This window comes from Streptococcus sp. CF8_St5-11, assembly GCF_024295625.1.
GTDB lineage: Bacteria > Bacillota > Bacilli > Lactobacillales > Streptococcaceae > Streptococcus.
Genome location: NZ_JANCOJ010000001.1, coordinates 58,200 through 74,594 on the forward strand (window position 1 = coordinate 58,200; position 16,395 = coordinate 74,594).

Here is a 16,395-nt window from a genome sequence, read left to right on the forward strand (position 1 = left end):
TTCGCTGACGTCCGTTCTCACCTAAGGAAAGTTTCTAAGAGGACTTTGTCTTCAATTTGAAAGATTTGCAAAAACCAATCTTTTTTCTAATTCTTCCCTGCCTCTTTTCCCATTTCTTGGGTGCGTTTATAGGCTACTTCTACTCCTGCAATAATGTCGCCCCGTAGGCCGACTTGTTCTAAGCGGTTGACTCCTGCGATGGTAGAGCCACCTGGACTACAAACCGCATCCTTCAAGCTTCCAGGATGTTGCCCCGTCTCTAAGACCATACTGGCGGCCCCTTTGAAAGTCTGAGCCGCCCCTGATGAGACCAAGATCAACTCATGCCCCGATTCGTGTAAGAGAGCCAACTGCTGGGTAATGACCTTGACCTTCTGTCTGGAGAGACTCCCATCGGGATTGGTCAAAGACGAGGTCCCTACTTTAAAGACGATTCGTTTTGCTTTCATCTCTATGTTTCTTTCTAATACTATTTATTTCGTATGTAATGAAAGTGACTGAATCTCCATTCAGCCATTCTTCATTATCCTTTTCGAAGGTCTTCCAGCGTTTTCTCAAAGATCGCTGGCACTTCTGCTGTAAATTCCAAAGTCTCTCCTGTGCGAGGGTGGGTGAAACCAAGTGTCCGCGCATGAAGAAACTGTCCTTGTCCTTTGAGTGTTTTCTTAGGTCCATAAGCAGGATCTCCAGCTACTGGATGGCCAATATAGGCCATGTGCACCCGAATTTGGTGGGTCCGACCAGTCTCCAGTTGCAACTCTACCAGCGTGTAATCCCCAAAGCGTTCCAAGACTTGAAAACGGGTCACTGCAGGTTTTCCTTTAGCCGTAACCGCTTGTTTTTTCCGGTCCTTTTCACTGCGACCAATTGGTGCTTCGATCATGCCCCGATCGTTAGGAAGATTGCCATGGACAATGGCCCAATACTTTCGGAGAGATTTTTTGTCTTTTAGTTCCTCTGCTAAGGCGACGTGGGCTTGGTCATTTTTTGCGACCATCAAGAGGCCTGACGTGTCTTTATCAATCCGGTGGACGATTCCTGGACGCAATTCTCCATTGATCCCTGAAAGGTCTTTGACATGGTATAAAAGGGCATTGACCAAGGTTCCACTGGTGTGGCCGGCACTCGGGTGAACAACCATGCCTTGGGGTTTATTGACGACGACGACATCCTGGTCCTCATAGACGATGTCTAAGGGCAGATCTTCTGCTTCATAGCTGACCTCTTCCACTTCTGGGACTTCATACTGGATGATGTCTCCTTCTTTGACCGTATACTTAGCTTTTTTCACAGTTCCATTGACCAGAACTTTTCCTTCTTTGATCTGCTCATTGGCTACAGCTCGTGACAAGGGAGTCAAATCCGCCAAAGCCTTATCCAGTCGCGCACCGGCTACTTCGATTTTAATTTCCATGCGTTTCCTCTTTCAACATCAGGATCAGGAGCAAGAAAACTCCAACTGTCAAATAACTATCTGCTACATTAAAAATGGCAAAATTCATAAAATCCAGGTGGAACATATCGACCACAAAGCCCTGACGCAGGCGATCGATAAAATTCCCCAAGCCACCTGCAATCACCAAGGTCAAGCCCATCACCATCCAAAGCGACCCCTTAAGGTGCTTATAAAGATAGTAAAAGGCCCCTACCATCACGACTAGAGTGATGAGGGTAAAGAACCATTGCTGATTTTCAAGAAGTGAAAAAGCTGCACCTGTGTTTTGAAGATAGGTCAGGCTGACCACATGGGGAATAAAAGACTTAACGACACCCAGTGGAATGTTCTTGACTACATACCATTTGACCAACTGATCCAGTAGGACCAATAGCACAATTGCTACTGGAACCATTATTTTTCTCTTCATTTCTTACCTCTTTTGATCAAAATACTCTACCATGACCTCGACAAACTTCTCTGCTACAGGGGAGAGATCCATCTCTTCGCGTTTGACATAGACCATTTTATTGTCCAAGTTGTCTTCTAAAGGAATCACGGTAATACCATTCACTGACTGGCTATCTAAAAAGCCTGATCCTGTCGCATAAGCATCTGTCCGCTCCAAGATCCCATTCAAGGTGGCCCGGTCGGTTACATTGAACATTTGGGAGCTCGAACTGGTATCGACAAAGTTCTCTGAATAATAGAGGTACTCATCTTTTTCTTGGGTAAAGCGAACAGTTGGCAATTGAGCTAGATCTTCCATGACTAGTTTTTTCTTCTTAGCCAGAGGGTGTCCCTTGCGAAGGTAAATATGAGTCTGAAAAGGAATCAAATCCACCACTTCAAGTCCTAATTTATCAACCCGTTGCATAATTCCCTTGGTATTTTGACGGTTGAGATAAATAATCCCCAACTCACTATGCCCTTGAGCCACTTCATCCAAAATTTGGACCGTCGTTGACTCAAAGATGCGGAAGTTTTTATTTTCCGGATAGCGGATCGAGAATTCCGTCATCAATGGTGGCAAGAAGTCATAGTGTTGACTAGAAATAGAGAATTCTTTCTTCTCTTCTTCAGGACTGGCATATTGATTTTGAAAAATATCAAACCCCTTAACCACGTCCTGCGCTTTTTCATAAAATTCCATTCCCCGACGGGTCAAAAATGTCCCCGAACTAGTTCGACGAAAAATTTTAAAGCCCAGTTCCTTTTCCAGATCGCGTACTGAAATAGACAAGCTCGGCTGACTCACATACATTTTTTCAGCAGCCTCACGAAAAGTACCACTATTGGCAATCGCCACTACATATCGTAATTGTTGTATATTCATTCTATTTTCCTTATTACAGTATCGATCTATTATACCATAAATTAGGGGCTGAAAGAAGAGATGCGTTTAAGAGACCTTCATCAAGTGAAAATAAAAAAACTGGAACTAAAACAGTTCCAGTTGATACTTATTCAATCACTTGAGTTTCAGCTACTTTCTTGTACCAATGAGCCGATTTCTTCGGATAGCGCTCTTGGGTTTCAAAGTCTACATAGAAGAGACCATAGCGTTTTTCGTAACCATTAGACCAAGAGAAGACGTCCATAAGAGACCAGATGAAGTATCCTTTGACGTTTGCACCATCAGCAATCGCATCCGACAAGACTTCCAAGTGTTGTTTCACATAATCAATCCGGCCATCGTCATAAACCGTATTGTCCACAAACTCATCTTTGTATCCAAGTCCGTTTTCAGTGATGTAGATCTTCTTGTAATTTGGATAATCTTTCTTGACACGCATGATTTGATCATACAAACCTTGAGGGTAGATGATCCAGTCCCAGTCAGTACGAGGTACATAGTCAGGAGCTACACGACGTCCAACACCTTTGATTTGGTATTTAGAGCTTCCTTTTTCCCCTTTACCATTATGAATGATTTCTGTTTCGCCATCAAAGGCTTCCATCCAATCACTCATGTAGTAGTTAATTCCAAGGAAGTCGTTCAAATCTTTAGCTGCTTCAAGTGCTGCAAAGTCTTCGTCCCGAAGATCCAGACTACCACCATTAACTGAAAGAATGTGGTTTACCCCTTCCATGGTTGCATCTGAATAGTGTCCGAGGTAAGTCGCATCCAAGATAAACTTGTTGTGGATGATATCTTCCAACTCAGCAGCACGTACGTCTGCAGGATTTTTAGGATCCAATGGATACTTAGTTGGAAGTGCGTGAACAACCCCGATTTCACCTTTATAACCTTTGTCTTTGTACAATTTCACAGCACGTGCATGAGAAACCATCATATTGTGGTGAGATTGGAAGACTTTGGCAAGGTCATATTGAATACCTGGTGGGAATTTACCAACCAAGTATTGACCATCACCGATTGGGCCAATTTCATTGAAGGTTGTCCAGTAGTTGACTTCTGGGAATTCTTCAAAACAGAAAGCAGCATAATCTACAAAGTGTTCGATATTTTCACGATTCAAGAAGTCTCCATTTGAGTGAAGAGCTTCAGGAGTATCAAAGTGGTGAAGAGTTACGAATGGTTCTACATGACGTTTATGGCATTCTGCAAATAACTTATGATAGAATTCTACCCCTTTTGGATTGACTTCACCATAGCCAGTTGGGAAAATACGTGACCAAGCAATAGAAATACGAATTCCGTTTACGCCATATTCTTCCGCCAACTGTAAGTCTACTGGATATTTATGGTAGAAATCACTCGCTGGTTCAGCAGTATACCAATAGTTGTCTGCTAAATATTTATCCCATGCAACAGGTCCTTTACCGTCTGTATGAGTCGCACCTTCTGCCTGATAAGCTGCAGTTGCGCCACCAAAAATAAAATCTTTAGGAAGTGTTTTTGTCATATTTTCACCTATTTCTTGATTGGATAAAATGAAAAGCGAGGGGAGAGGAGTTAGTGAGCCATCCATCTCCATCTCACTTTTTAGTTCTTATTCTTCAAATTGAGCTTGAACAAAGGCTAGAGCACCTTTTCCATCACGGGTTAACTTGATGTACTGAGCACCTTCTGTCTTCGCCAATTTGATGCCTAGTTTATCTGTTTCAGCCTTCATATCTTCGAAGTTGGAAGCAACCTGAGGCGCCAAGATAACAAGGTCAAATTCTGGCAACATTTCACGGTGGGCTCCATAGCCACCTGCTGCAGCTTTAACTGGAACTTTATACTCTTCTGCGGCTTTATTCAAAGCATTGGCAAGAAGACCACTTGTTCCTCCACCAGCACAAAGAACGAGGACGTTTGTTTCTTCAGTAATTGTATTTTGTGCTGAATCTACTCCAGCTTTTTCAAGAATAGCATCTGCTTTTGCAGTGTTAAAGTTTGCAGCTACCTTTTCTTTTAATTCATCATTAGTTTTACCTGAACGTTCTTCTTCAAGAATTTGTTCATCATAAACCTTGAGGAATGGATAGTAGATAACAATATCTACTACAATTAACAATGCTGCAAGAGCGAATGATAAGAACTGGAAGTTTGTACCAAGAACAATACCAAGAGGTCCTGGTGTAGTCCATGGAAGGTTGGCAGTAAATGAGTTCATGCCAAGTGTTTCAATAAAGAACTTAAAGATCCATACGTTTGCAATTGGTGCAAAGATGAATGGGATAAAGAAGATTGGGTTCAAAACAAGTGGTGCACCAAACAAGATTGGTTCGTTTACACCAAAGAATGTAGGAACTACTGAAGCGCGTCCAATAGCACGATTTCGTTTCGATTTACATAACCACATAAACATGAACGGAACAACAAGAGTTGCACCAGTACCACCCATAGTGACGATGAACATTTGTGTACCAGATGTAAGGATCTTATCAGCGTGCATACCTTGTTGAAGGAGGTTCAAGTTGACTTCGGCATTTGCATAAGTGATCGCTGCAATCGCAGGCTCAACGATAGATGGGCCGTGAATACCAATAAACCAGAAGAATGCAAAGGCACCGAAAATAATCGTAATACCAACATAACCGTCTGCTGCTGAGAATAGTGGAGCAAGAAGGGTACCGATTGATTCAGCAACCGTTACATGAAGGCTTGCTTTCACAACTAATTCAAGTGCATACAAGAGTACAACTGACAATGTAAATGGAATCAGGTCTTTAAATACTTGTGAAATATTTGGTGGAACCTCGTCTGGCATGCGAATCGTCACATTATTTTTCACACAGACCTTATAAACATTAACGGTAACAAAGGCTGCAATGAAGGCTGTCAACAGACCTTTTGTACCCATGAAGGCTGTTAAGAATCCACCTTCTTTAGCAGGTTCGGCAGCCATGAGCAAGAAGCCAACCATAGAAGCCAACATTGTAGAAATGAAGTTGATTTGGTTAGTTGCTGGAAGGTCGCGGTTCATTGAATCAGTCAAAGCCTTAGCCGTTGTACCACCAACGAAGAAGGCCAAGATGCCCATAGAATAGCTATATGGAGTCATCAAGAAAGTTTCAATATCTTTAGACCAATGGAATCCCCAAGCGTTTGGTACATACGCAATTAGGATGAAGATAGATGAGAAAAGGATAACAGGCATCCCTGCAATAAAGCCATCCCGAATCGCTCGCAAATATTTGTTTCGAGAAATCTTTTCAAAGAAAGGTTTCCCTTTTTCAATCAGTTCAATCAGTTTATTCATTATTTCGCTCCTCTTTTATATAGTTCAATCAGATGGTGAATCACGTCTTTTAATAGGATTGTTGTCATGAGATGGTCTTGACCATGCATCATGGTAATGCTATAGGGGATTTCTTCTCCTGCTGCTTCATGCGCTAGCATGGTCGTTTGAGATTTGTGAGCCTCAGCGATACAAGACCCCGCTTCTTCTACTAAGGATTCTGCTTTAGCAAAATCACCATTTTCAGCAGCTTTTAAGGCTTCCACTAATTTTGATCGAGCGTCACCGGCATAAGCGACAATTTCAAAGCCAAGTAATTGGACTTCTTCTTTATTCATGTTGGTTCCTCCTTATGATACCTTTTGAAAATTTTTATAATAGACGTTGAATATGAAGGGCTAAATAGACTTTTTCATTAGGAGATATCTTGGCTCCTGTCTGTTCAGCGATGGTTTGGTAGATTTGATGACTAATCTCATAAGCCTTTGGATAACTTAGCTGAATCAGTTGTTCCATCTCGCTCAAACCTTCTGGATCTTCTCTTCCCTTATCTAGCGAATCTAGGAAATAATTGAGATGGATCATAAAGCGATCATAGAAATGACTGTTTTCTTCTTTCCGTTTCAATCCATTTTGAGCTAGTTTTTCTTCTACAGCTTTCAAAATAACTTGTCGGTCCTGAACATCTGGATCTTGCTCATGAATCATTTCCCCTTGTGCATTAATGAAATGATAAGCGATGCGATTCACTTCATCGTCAGGAAATTGATCCAAGAGCCGCTTTCGAAAGATCTCAATCGCTTCTTTTGCGATTTTATAGGGAATCGGATGCATAGCAGACACATCAGGAAGGTCACTGTATTTATATCTTCCCTGTTGAACTGCCTGGTAAGAACAAAAGATGTGATCTGTTAATGTCACATAGATATATTCTTGAACAGGATAGGCATATTTCTTAGACAAGGTATCAATCACTTCATAAGTGGTTGTAATGAAATCAAGAGGAACATTCTTTAGAAGGGCCATAAAGTTTTCTCTTGACTCATCCGTGTTTAAACGAAATACTTTTTCGACCTTATCATCAGCTACTAGATCATTTTTCTTTTTCCCAAATGCAATCCCACTCCCAATAACAATCAACTCTTGTTGTAGTTCATTTTGAACCAAAGCAACATTATTGTTCATTGGATGGATAATACGATACATGAGGCTCTCCTTTGTAAAATTTGTTAAAAGCAAATAAAAATGACCACGAAGCAACTGAAAAAACTAGCATACACTAATTGTTCAGTCTACTTGTGGTCACGCCTAATCTAACTTAGTAACGCTCACTGCTATTCAACTTATAAACTTATTCTATCATAAACTTTTTGTTTTGTAAACCCTTACAGCGAAAATTTTTAAACATTTTTTTATAAAAAATAAACAAGACCTTGAAATAATGAAGAGGCTGGGATAAAAGTCCTAGCCTCTCAATCATCTTTGGATTGTCGAGCAAGACGCAGTGGTTGAGTGGGCTCTACTACGCTGATTTCATCAGCTTTTACAGCCCTACTCAACTGTGCGGAGGTGGGACGACGAAATCGAATTCTACCGAATGACCGATTACTGTCCCACTCTCTAACTGTTGCTTTAGGAGGCAATCATCATTGAATCTTATACGCGTTCTGTCCAAGGTGTTGCTACTTTATCCAAGACTGCGTTCAATTCTTCAATATTTTGACGCCCTTCTGTACGAAGCCATTCACGAGCAGCTGCTTCTCCATCTTTGATGTAAGCTTCTACTGAACCTGCCCATGTCGCACGTCCACAAAGAACGCCGTTGAAGTTTGCACCAGATGCATGAGCAAATTCCAAGGTTTCTTGGAAGAGTTTTGCAGATACACCTGCACTGAGGTAGATGTATGGAAGGTTGGTTGCTTCTTCTTGTTCTTTGAAGAAAGCAGCTGCTTCTTCACGACTATAGACAACTTCTCCTTCTCCAAATCCTTCCACGAAGTTCACATTAACTGGAACCTCCACTTTCAAGACATCGATATTGAAACGAGGATCTGAGAAGACTTTCATAGCCTCAATCACCTTACGAGGTTTCAATTTCGCATATTCAGCAGAGGTTGCATCTGCAATTCCTTCATCATAAGCCAAGATTTCAAGGAAGAATGGAATGTCTTCTGCCACACATTCTGAACCGATGCGTTCGATATAAGCTTGTTTTTCTTGGTTGAGTTCATCTGCACTGTCTACATCATAGTAGAGCAAGAACTTCACAGCATCTGCGCCTTGTTCTTTGATGCGTTTTGCTGACCAAAGGTTCAAGCAGTCTGGCAAGCGCTTGGTGCTTGATGTATCGTAACCTGTTTTTTCATAGGCAAGTAAGAGACCAGCATCTTTGTCCAAGGCTTTTGTAGCAGGTAGACCATATTCTGGGTCCAATAACATAGATGAAGCATATTTTGTCAATTCATCAGCTACAAGGACTTTTAATTCTTCCATTTGTGCTACTGTTGGTTCTGTGTCTTGATATTTGGCCATCAAGCGTTTCAAAGCTCCACGTTGGTCGAAGGCCAAAGCTGAAATGACACCGTCTTTTGTGCTGAGACGTTCCAAATAGTTGCGTTTTTGTTCTGTTAATACCATTTTATACCTCTTTTACGATTAATTGTTGATACAAGGCATCATAGTGCCCCATGTTGACATGTCCTGTTTGTGCTTCTTGTGCATTTAACATTCCAAGAACATTTGCTTTCTTGAGCAAGTCTGCGTCACTCTCATGATGATAGAGACCAGATGCAATCCCTGCAACAGTCGAATCACCAGATCCAACTGGATTGACGACATCAATCTTAGGAATATCTACCTTATAGAAGACATCCCCATGTTTAGCGAAAGCGCCATTTGCACCAAGGGAGACAATCACCCATTCGATGCCATCAAAGAGAGAATCCTGAAGAACTTCTTTTAAGTCTTCCACATTCTTACTCACTTCTTTTCCTAACAACTGTGATAATTCTTCATTGTTTGGTTTAATGACCGTAGGCTTGACAGCTGCTTGAATGGCAGCTTCTAAAGAAGCTCCCGAGCAATCAAGTACGACTGGTTTCCCAGCTTCCCTTGCAATCTTGACAAGGATAGCATAGTAGTCCACTGGTAAACCAGCAGGAAGACTTCCAGAGATGGCAACAACCTCTACTTGTTCAACCAAGTGACGATAATGGTCGAGAAAGTCTTGGCCTTCTTTCTCAGAAATGGTTGGACCTTTTTCTAAGATTTCTGTTTGCTTGCCTTCGTGAAGGATGGCGATACAATTACGTGTATCTCCAGCAATTTCAAAGAAACGTTCCTCTATCCCTTCTCCTAAATGATCGAGAATGAATTGCCCCGTCCGACCACCAAGTAGGCCAGTCGTTGCCACTGGATCCTTTATCTCAGAAAGTACACGAGTAACGTTAAGACCTTTCCCACCAGCTGTCTTACTCACCTCAGCTACACGATTGACTGTATCCAACTGGAGTACATCCAAAGGATAAGAAATATCAATCGAAGGGTTCATCGTGACCGTTAATATCATACGTCACCTCTTAGTCGTGGTATTCACCACGGTCCCATTTTTCAAGGAATTCTGTAAAGAAATCAGCATCCGCTTGATGAGCATTATGGGTTTCCACATGTTGGATCTTAGCGATCAATTTTTTATTTTCTTCAGTTGGTTTGTATTCAGCGTGGATGAATGCTTCAATGATATCGCACATGAGCAATTCACCAGTAATTTTACCACCAAACCCGATGACATTCGCGTTCAATTCTTCTTTTGCATAAAGAGCAGTTGTCATATCGCGTACTAAGGCAGAACGGATACCAGGTACTTTGTTAACAGCATTGTTGATCCCAACACCAGTACCACAGATACAAACACCAAGATCTGCTTGGCCACTTGCTACGGCTTCACCGACTTTCTTACCAAAGATTGGATAGTGGGTACGTGTATGGTCATAAGTCCCAAAGTCGAGCACTTCGTATCCTTTTGATTTCAAAAAATCAGAAACAGCCATTTTTTCATTTGTCACAATGTGATCACAACCAATTGCAATTCTCATTTGAATTCTCCTCTCATTAGCACATCTTATTCAACATATCAACACGGATTTGGTGACGGCCGCCGTCGTATTTACCATTGACGAAGCCTTTGGCAATGTTTTTCGCCAATTCATCCCCAACAATTTCAGCTCCCATGGTAATCATTCGAGAATTGTTGTGTCCACGTGTCATATAAGCAGAACGTTCATCTGAAACTTCTGCTGCCACCATTCCTTTGATTTTAGTCGCAACCATAAATGGACCAGCTCCATAAGCATCAATCACGATTCCAAGATTTTGATCGTTTTTGTTCACTTCGCTCGCAACTGCAAGTGTCACATCTACAAAATCTTGACCTTCAGCAGTTACATCTACAACATCGAAGTTTTCCTTTACAAGAAACTCTTTCACGAGATCTTTTAATCTTAATCCTGCAGCATCTGCACCAATTACAATAGACATGTCCTGTCCTCCTTTTGTTTGTTTCAGCAAATATTCCTGTTGTTAATTTTTCACAAAGAAACATTTTCTTACTTTTGATATTATATTACACCTATTTCGAACGAAAGTCAACATTAAATTGTTTATTTTCGAACATTTTTTAAAATAAAAACACCATATCTAGAAAAGATATGGTGTCAGTTTTCAAACTACATGTGATGATTATTTAGCATTTGCTACATATTCTTCATTACGTTTGATCATTTGTTTTCTGTACCAAGCGAAGATTCCGATATAGAATGCCAAGAAGGCAACTACACCAAAGATAAATTTGATATCACCTGTTGTTGCGTTACCGATTGTCCAACCGAGCAATTTTTCAACTGGCCCTTCAAGAGTTGAGTGAGTGATTAATTGAGTAGATGCTACTCCTTTAGGGAAGGCATCAACACTCTTAGCCAATTGAGTTGCAAATGGTGCAATCAATGTACCTGAAAGAAGGAAGAGTGGCAAGAGAAGGCTTCCGAAGATGATCATACGGATCAATTTACCGCGTGTAACAACCAACAAGGCTGGAGTTACACCCATTGCGATGATACCAGCAAGTGGCAAGATACCATTTCCGACTTTAGAAAGAAGCACTGCTTCGATCAACATGATTGGTGCAAGTACGTTGGCACAAGCCCAGATTTCAGCACGACCAGCGATAAATGGCCAGTCCAAACCGATGTTGAATTTACGTCCTTGAAGACGTTTCGTAGCAACGTTTGTAATACCTTGTGACAATGGTTCTACCGCTGCGATGAACCAAGAACCGATCAATGAGAACAATTCCAAGCAGACACCGGCAGTCAAACCAAGGCTCAACCAACCTTTAATAACCAATTCCCATTTGTCAGCATCAGCAACATTAGCAACTGGATGTGGAGTACCCATGATACCGATGACGATACCAAGAAGGAAACCGATAAAGAATTTAGATCCCCAGAAACCGATCTTCTTGTTCAATTTAGCAGCATCGAAGTCGTATTTATCAAGACCTGGGAAGAATTTGTCAAAGATTTTATCCAAGACCATGATGATTGGGTTCATCATGTAGTTCATGTGAGTAGATGTCATAGGTGATGAACTTGGTGCATTCAACAAATCATCAAATGTTGGTTTCATCAAGTCTGAATTGATGATTTTCATAACCCCTACAAGGACAACGGCAAGAGTTGCAACAAAGAGGGATACCCCTGCACTAACACCATTCTTATCAGCATACCATTTGATCAAAAGACCAGTGATTGACAAGTGCCAAATATCGAAGATGTCGACATCAAGTGTGTCAGTTTTCTTAATTAGCAACATCACGATGTTGACAATCAGCATCACCAACAAGAAGTAGAGCGTCCAGGCAGAACCCCATGTGATGGTTGCAAGTGGAGCCCAACCAACGTCAGTAATAGTCAATTGGATACCTGTATTCTCAACAAATTTTGCAAGAGAAGCTGAGAAGGCTCCATTCAACATACCGATGATTGCACCGATACCAGTAAGGGCGATGGCAAGTTTAATACCACCTTCAAGGGCTTTAGAGAATTTCACTCCAAACAAGAGGGCCAAAACCGTCAAAATGATTAACATGATGATCGGACCACCCATGTCTAGGATGGGTTTGAAAAATTTATTGGCAAAATCTATAATTCCATTCATAATAAATCCTCCCGATTTATGAATTTTTTGTAATTTACAGCTTAAAGTGTTCCCAATTTTATAATTGGATAACGCTTACAATCGTGTTTAAAAAAATATTAACTTAATCCATGTTCTTTAATAGCAGCTTCGATGTTATCAAAGACTGGCGCACTCATCGCTGGAATACGGAACAAGATTGGTCCTGCTTCTACCACTGGAATACCAGGATCGAATCCCAAATCAGTTGCAGCAATTGGAGTAAAGATGTCATAACCAGAAATCAAATCTTCATTGACGTCTTTGACCATGACAGCGTCACAACGCACATCATAACCACGGTTTGACAACTCTTCTTCCAACGCATTCTTAATTTGGTGGCTAGAGTTAACGCCTGCACCACAGGCAGCTAAAATTTTAATCATTTGGATGTCCTCCATTATAAATATTTACGAATGTTTTAGGAAATAGTTTCCGTAATGTATTGATAAAGCTTATCTTCACTATCTAATTTTGATAGAGCTTCGAGATTTCCATTGGATGTAAAGAAATCCATCAGCTGGGCCAAAATATTGGTTTGGCTTGAGCTCGTATTATTGATAATGAAGAATAAGAGTGAAACTTGAACTTCCTTATCTGGAGCAATCATATTATGGAAGGTTACAGGTTGATCCAAACGAACCACAACCACATTCTCAGTGAGATTATGGACAATGTCTGTGTGCGGGATCGCCACATTTGGTAAGTCCTTACCAAGAAATTCCATGTCTAATCCAGTCGGGAAAGACTTTTCACGCTCAATCAAAGCGGAACGATAGGTTGGTGTCACAATCTGTCGCTCTTCCAATAAGCTTGCTACCTGCTTAAAGAGATCTGTTTGATCCTTGGCATGTAGGCAAAACACAAGATCTTTGTTAAAGAGTTGATTTAACCCCATTGTTGCCACCTCCTTATCTAACTATTTATTTATAGCTTCAGTATATCACTATATTGATTGATTGTCAATCTTTTTTGTCTAAATTTGTTCATTTTTGTTTATATAACACTCTAAAGCGCTTTCTATCCGTCATTTTCCAACATCATTAAATCGGTAAAAAGAGAGTGGGACAGAAATCGGTCATTCGTTAGAATTCGATTTCGTCGTCCCACCTCCGCACAGCTTCAACAGTCTGGGAGACTGTTGAAGGTTGCAGATAAAGGAAACATAGTTTCCGTCAACATAGGGCATCTTTGAAGCTTTAAAAGCGAACAAAGACTTAGGATACTTGCTTCGCAAGTTCTATCCGCCACCTCAAAGCAGTGCTTTGAGCACTCAACCACTGCGTCTTGCTCGACAATCCAAAGACAATTGAGAGGCTAGGACTTTTGTCCCAGCCTCTGGTTTTATATGATTTTCGTATACAAGCCGTATTTGTCTTTGATCTTCTTTGGAATACTACCATCAGTAATAATGGCATTCAGGTCTTCCACTCGATAGAAACTATAGAAAGAATAGCTATCAAACTTACTGTTATCGGCAACCACATATTTCTCAATTGCATTGTTTAGAATAATAGCATTACCATTTCCTTCTTCTTCATTGGCTGTGGAAACATGATGCCCATCGATGCCATTGACCCCGATGAAAGCTTTAGAAACCTTTATTTCTTTCAAGAGTTTATTGGCAAATTGCCCGACAAAAGTTTGTGTCTTCACCCGGTAGCGACCACCAACTAAGATCAGGTCATAATTTGGAAAATCCTTTAGCTTTTCAAAAATGGGGAGGGAATTGGTGACAATACTGATTTCCTTTCCTTCTAAATAGTCGCCGATAAAATCTGTTGTCGTACCAGACCCAATAAAGACGGTATCCCCATTTTCGATCAACTCTGCACATTTTTTTGCAATGGTTCGTTTCTCATCAATATTGATGAGATTTTTCTCACTGTGAGAAGCCTCTAACAAGCTATCTTTTACCTTTTTGTGGGCTCCACCATGTACACGAACTAAAAGACCTTGTTTTTCAAGATCGATCAGATCGCGACGAATGGTCATGTCTGTCACCCCAAAGAGTTCCTTGAGTTCTTTGACTGATACCACACTTTTTCGATCTAGTTCCTGAAGAATTTCAACATGTCTGCTATCTTTCATGGTACTACTTCCATTCCTACTATATTTGTCTCTATTATACTACTTTTTTCAAAAAACACAAATTCAAACATTATATTAACAATGGTAAACATGATATTTTTAAATAAATAAAAGAAAAAAGCCTTCTGATAAATCAGAAAGCTTTAATTTTGCTATTTCTAGCTTCCTCACCTTTGGATCAGGCTCGGGACAAAAAGGTTTAAAAACCTTTTTATTTTGCGATTGGGTAAACAGAAACTTGTTTTTTATCGCGACCTTTACGTTCGAAGCGTACTACGCCTTCAACTTTTGCGAACAAAGTATCGTCTCCACCACGTCCAACGTTCACACCTGGGTAGATGTGTGTACCGCGTTGACGGTAAAGGATAGATCCACCTGTTACAGTTTGTCCATCAGCTGCTTTAGCTCCAAGACGTTTTGCTTGTGAATCACGTCCGTTTGATGTAGAACCTCCACCTTTTTTGTGGGCGAAAAGTTGCAAGTTAGCAAGATTCAATTTCAACATAATTGTTTTCCTCCATGTTAGTTTTCTGTGATAACTCTTGTTTGGACGAACTCTGAAGAGTTCTCCGATAAGTTTGCCATCCCTAAGAAAAATGATTCAAAGAATAGTTGGGTCATTTCTCTTTGATGTGGTGGAATATCTGTCGGGATAGTGACCCGAAGGAAGCCACCTTCTTCTTCGTTTAATTCTAGATCCGGTTCGTAGCCTGCAAATTTCTCAACAGAGTTGATAAAGTTAATGGCTAGAGTCGAAACCGATGCACACACGACATCAAAGCCGTATTCACCGCTTCCAGCGTGCCCAGTGATTTCTGCACTCCTCAGCTCGCCATCTTCGGCTCGTTCAAAGACTGCTTGTATCATGTGTTCTCCTAAAAATTAAGCGTTGATTGCGTTGATGACAACTTTAGTGTAAGGTTGACGGTGACCTTGTTTACGGTGGCTACCTTTTTTAGGTTTGTACTTGTAAGTAACAACTTTCTTTTGTTTTCCTTGTTTTTCAACAGTTCCAACAACAGTAGCTCCTGAAACAAGTGGAGTTCCGACAACAGTGTTTTCACCACCAACAAGAACAACTTCGTTAAATGTAACTTCTTGACCAGCTTCAACGTTCAATTTTTCAACGTAGACTGCTTGACCAACTTCAACTTTAACTTGTTTTCCGCCAGTTTTAATGATTGCGTATGTGCTCATTATGCACCTCCTATGTATTTTTGGGTTTCCCCGTATTTTTGTGAAGACTCGCCTAGCATCGTGGGACGAACCACTTACTCTCATGGAAATGAGCGACGATGTTCGAGCGGTTGCACAGGCATGTGCATAGTCAACTCTCTAAGTATATCACTTCTATCAGACAAAGACAAGTATTTTTGCGCTTTGAAAGCGAATTTTCTTTGAAAAATCTATTTTTTGTATCTTGTAGTTTAAGATCGCATTCAAAACCGGCTTTCATCTACTTATCCTTAAATTTAAAGTCATTAAAGCTCATTTTGGCTTTAGACGAATCGTTCATCCCCTTCATTTTTTCTTCTTGTTCCTTAGTAATTTTTATCGGAATTGCTGCAGCAGTATTTGGTTTTAACACACCCGATTCGCTCACTTCATAGTCAACTGTAACATCTTTAAAAAGTGGCTCTCCATCATATTCCAAATTCAGGACAAAGGATCCATCACGATCGATAGTTGTGGTGGTACGATTCACAATAAAGAATAAGGCGAAGCGATTTTCCTCATTTCCAAAGGTATATCCTGGGAAAAAGACAAATAATTTTCCAGGTTCTCCAAGCGTTGGATGTTCCTTGATAAATTTCTCAGACGCTTCCAAGACTTCGTTGTCCTGGTCTTTATACTGCTCGGCCCTGACAAATGTGAGGGGTTCTTTTTTTCTATTGCTTGATTGGCTAGTCTTCTCTTCTTTTTTCGGGCCAGTAAACGATACTTTGACACAGCCTGTCAACAGAAGCAAACTTGTCATTAATACGATAATTTTTTTCATCTTGT

General features: G+C 40.7%; 20 protein-coding genes and 1 other annotated feature. All 20 genes read right to left on the reverse strand.

The genetic code is table 11. The annotated features are described in order from the left end of the window. Window positions 1-86: 86 nt before the first annotated feature. Window positions 87-449 (reverse strand): pyrroline-5-carboxylate reductase dimerization domain-containing protein, encoded by a 363-nt coding sequence (locus tag NMM13_RS10075; RefSeq protein ID WP_150906269.1) that lies wholly within the window; start codon window positions 447-449, stop codon window positions 87-89. 74 nt (window positions 450-523) lie between these two features. Then, entirely contained in the window at window positions 524-1,414 is an 891-nt protein-coding gene (locus NMM13_RS00310) for an RluA family pseudouridine synthase (protein WP_023918361.1), read from the reverse strand. After that, window positions 1,404-1,865 (reverse strand): signal peptidase II, encoded by a 462-nt coding sequence (lspA, locus tag NMM13_RS00315; protein ID WP_023918362.1) that lies wholly within the window; start codon window positions 1,863-1,865, stop codon window positions 1,404-1,406. Before lspA ends, NMM13_RS00310 begins: the two co-directional genes overlap by 11 nt. A gap of 3 nt (window positions 1,866-1,868) precedes the next feature. Beyond that, window positions 1,869-2,771: a LysR family transcriptional regulator gene (locus NMM13_RS00320; protein ID WP_003001728.1), complete on the reverse strand. Its 903-nt coding sequence runs from the start codon at window positions 2,769-2,771 to the stop codon at window positions 1,869-1,871. A gap of 127 nt (window positions 2,772-2,898) precedes the next feature. After that, window positions 2,899-4,305, reverse strand: a complete 1,407-nt coding sequence (lacG, locus tag NMM13_RS00325) for a 6-phospho-beta-galactosidase (RefSeq protein WP_049474595.1) — start codon at window positions 4,303-4,305, stop codon at window positions 2,899-2,901. An 87-nt stretch (window positions 4,306-4,392) separates the two neighbouring features. Further along, complete coding sequence (locus NMM13_RS00330) at window positions 4,393-6,090, reverse strand: lactose-specific PTS transporter subunit EIIC (RefSeq protein WP_023918364.1); 1,698 nt, start codon at window positions 6,088-6,090, stop codon at window positions 4,393-4,395. Next, a complete protein-coding gene (locus NMM13_RS00335) occupies window positions 6,090-6,407 on the reverse strand; it encodes a PTS lactose/cellobiose transporter subunit IIA (protein WP_003007713.1) in 318 nt (105 codons plus the stop codon). Before NMM13_RS00335 ends, NMM13_RS00330 begins: the two co-directional genes overlap by 1 nt. Window positions 6,408-6,441: 34 nt before the next feature. Then, window positions 6,442-7,275, reverse strand: coding sequence for a PRD domain-containing protein (locus NMM13_RS00340; protein ID WP_023918365.1), 834 nt, complete (start codon window positions 7,273-7,275; stop codon window positions 6,442-6,444). 450 nt (window positions 7,276-7,725) lie between these two features. Beyond that, window positions 7,726-8,706: a tagatose-bisphosphate aldolase gene (lacD, locus tag NMM13_RS00345; protein ID WP_023918366.1), complete on the reverse strand. Its 981-nt coding sequence runs from the start codon at window positions 8,704-8,706 to the stop codon at window positions 7,726-7,728. Window position 8,707: 1 nt separating this feature from the next. Next, window positions 8,708-9,637, reverse strand: coding sequence for a tagatose-6-phosphate kinase (locus NMM13_RS00350; RefSeq protein WP_023918367.1), 930 nt, complete (start codon window positions 9,635-9,637; stop codon window positions 8,708-8,710). Window positions 9,638-9,647: 10 nt separating this feature from the next. Then, window positions 9,648-10,163, reverse strand: coding sequence for a galactose-6-phosphate isomerase subunit LacB (gene lacB / locus NMM13_RS00355; protein WP_003002763.1), 516 nt, complete (start codon window positions 10,161-10,163; stop codon window positions 9,648-9,650). Between the two features lie 16 nt (window positions 10,164-10,179). Continuing rightward, on the reverse strand, window positions 10,180-10,605 hold the full coding sequence (gene lacA, locus NMM13_RS00360; protein ID WP_003007724.1) for a galactose-6-phosphate isomerase subunit LacA: 426 nt from the start codon (window positions 10,603-10,605) through the stop codon (window positions 10,180-10,182). Between the two features lie 201 nt (window positions 10,606-10,806). Further along, complete coding sequence (locus tag NMM13_RS00365) at window positions 10,807-12,282, reverse strand: PTS galactitol transporter subunit IIC (protein ID WP_254726821.1); 1,476 nt, start codon at window positions 12,280-12,282, stop codon at window positions 10,807-10,809. A gap of 98 nt (window positions 12,283-12,380) precedes the next feature. Next, window positions 12,381-12,686: a PTS sugar transporter subunit IIB gene (locus NMM13_RS00370; RefSeq protein ID WP_003002828.1), complete on the reverse strand. Its 306-nt coding sequence runs from the start codon at window positions 12,684-12,686 to the stop codon at window positions 12,381-12,383. A gap of 35 nt (window positions 12,687-12,721) precedes the next feature. After that, on the reverse strand, window positions 12,722-13,198 hold the full coding sequence (locus NMM13_RS00375) for a PTS sugar transporter subunit IIA (protein WP_254726823.1): 477 nt from the start codon (window positions 13,196-13,198) through the stop codon (window positions 12,722-12,724). A 446-nt stretch (window positions 13,199-13,644) separates the two neighbouring features. Next, entirely contained in the window at window positions 13,645-14,391 is a 747-nt protein-coding gene (locus NMM13_RS00380) for a DeoR/GlpR family DNA-binding transcription regulator (RefSeq protein WP_254726825.1), read from the reverse strand. Between the two features lie 211 nt (window positions 14,392-14,602). Then, window positions 14,603-14,896 (reverse strand): 50S ribosomal protein L27, encoded by a 294-nt coding sequence (gene rpmA / locus NMM13_RS00385; RefSeq protein WP_003002805.1) that lies wholly within the window; start codon window positions 14,894-14,896, stop codon window positions 14,603-14,605. A gap of 17 nt (window positions 14,897-14,913) precedes the next feature. Beyond that, entirely contained in the window at window positions 14,914-15,258 is a 345-nt protein-coding gene (locus NMM13_RS00390) for a ribosomal-processing cysteine protease Prp (protein ID WP_031573608.1), read from the reverse strand. Window positions 15,259-15,273: 15 nt separating this feature from the next. Next, window positions 15,274-15,588 (reverse strand): 50S ribosomal protein L21, encoded by a 315-nt coding sequence (gene rplU, locus NMM13_RS00395; protein WP_003007734.1) that lies wholly within the window; start codon window positions 15,586-15,588, stop codon window positions 15,274-15,276. A 34-nt stretch (window positions 15,589-15,622) separates the two neighbouring features. Further along, window positions 15,623-15,710 (reverse strand) — a sequence feature (ribosomal protein L21 leader region). A gap of 137 nt (window positions 15,711-15,847) precedes the next feature. Further along, window positions 15,848-16,390 carry a hypothetical protein gene (locus NMM13_RS00400; protein ID WP_254726827.1) on the reverse strand — a complete coding sequence of 181 codons (543 nt, stop codon included), beginning with the start codon at window positions 16,388-16,390 and terminating at the stop codon, window positions 15,848-15,850. Between the last annotated feature and the right edge of the window lie 5 nt (window positions 16,391-16,395).

Excerpts from the sequence above, each read along its gene's own strand:
- NMM13_RS10075 (WP_150906269.1), bottom strand. The coding sequence starts at position 449 with ATGAAAGCAAAACGAATCGTCTTTAAAGTAGGGACCTCGTCTTTGACC.
- NMM13_RS00310 (WP_023918361.1), bottom strand. The coding sequence starts at position 1,414 with ATGGAAATTAAAATCGAAGTAGCCGGTGCGCGACTGGATAAGGCTTTG.
- lspA (WP_023918362.1), bottom strand. The coding sequence starts at position 1,865 with ATGAAGAGAAAAATAATGGTTCCAGTAGCAATTGTGCTATTGGTCCTA.
- NMM13_RS00320 (WP_003001728.1), bottom strand. The coding sequence starts at position 2,771 with ATGAATATACAACAATTACGATATGTAGTGGCGATTGCCAATAGTGGT.
- lacG (WP_049474595.1), bottom strand. The coding sequence starts at position 4,305 with ATGACAAAAACACTTCCTAAAGATTTTATTTTTGGTGGCGCAACTGCA.
- NMM13_RS00330 (WP_023918364.1), bottom strand. The coding sequence starts at position 6,090 with ATGAATAAACTGATTGAACTGATTGAAAAAGGGAAACCTTTCTTTGAA.
- NMM13_RS00335 (WP_003007713.1), bottom strand. The coding sequence starts at position 6,407 with ATGAATAAAGAAGAAGTCCAATTACTTGGCTTTGAAATTGTCGCTTAT.
- NMM13_RS00340 (WP_023918365.1), bottom strand. The coding sequence starts at position 7,275 with ATGTATCGTATTATCCATCCAATGAACAATAATGTTGCTTTGGTTCAA.
- lacD (WP_023918366.1), bottom strand. The coding sequence starts at position 8,706 with ATGGTATTAACAGAACAAAAACGCAACTATTTGGAACGTCTCAGCACA.
- NMM13_RS00350 (WP_023918367.1), bottom strand. The coding sequence starts at position 9,637 with ATGATATTAACGGTCACGATGAACCCTTCGATTGATATTTCTTATCCT.
- lacB (WP_003002763.1), bottom strand. The coding sequence starts at position 10,163 with ATGAGAATTGCAATTGGTTGTGATCACATTGTGACAAATGAAAAAATG.
- lacA (WP_003007724.1), bottom strand. The coding sequence starts at position 10,605 with ATGTCTATTGTAATTGGTGCAGATGCTGCAGGATTAAGATTAAAAGAT.
- NMM13_RS00365 (WP_254726821.1), bottom strand. The coding sequence starts at position 12,282 with ATGAATGGAATTATAGATTTTGCCAATAAATTTTTCAAACCCATCCTA.
- NMM13_RS00370 (WP_003002828.1), bottom strand. The coding sequence starts at position 12,686 with ATGATTAAAATTTTAGCTGCCTGTGGTGCAGGCGTTAACTCTAGCCAC.
- NMM13_RS00375 (WP_254726823.1), bottom strand. The coding sequence starts at position 13,198 with ATGGGGTTAAATCAACTCTTTAACAAAGATCTTGTGTTTTGCCTACAT.
- NMM13_RS00380 (WP_254726825.1), bottom strand. The coding sequence starts at position 14,391 with ATGAAAGATAGCAGACATGTTGAAATTCTTCAGGAACTAGATCGAAAA.
- rpmA (WP_003002805.1), bottom strand. The coding sequence starts at position 14,896 with ATGTTGAAATTGAATCTTGCTAACTTGCAACTTTTCGCCCACAAAAAA.
- NMM13_RS00390 (WP_031573608.1), bottom strand. The coding sequence starts at position 15,258 with ATGATACAAGCAGTCTTTGAACGAGCCGAAGATGGCGAGCTGAGGAGT.
- rplU (WP_003007734.1), bottom strand. The coding sequence starts at position 15,588 with ATGAGCACATACGCAATCATTAAAACTGGCGGAAAACAAGTTAAAGTT.
- NMM13_RS00400 (WP_254726827.1), bottom strand. The coding sequence starts at position 16,390 with ATGAAAAAAATTATCGTATTAATGACAAGTTTGCTTCTGTTGACAGGC.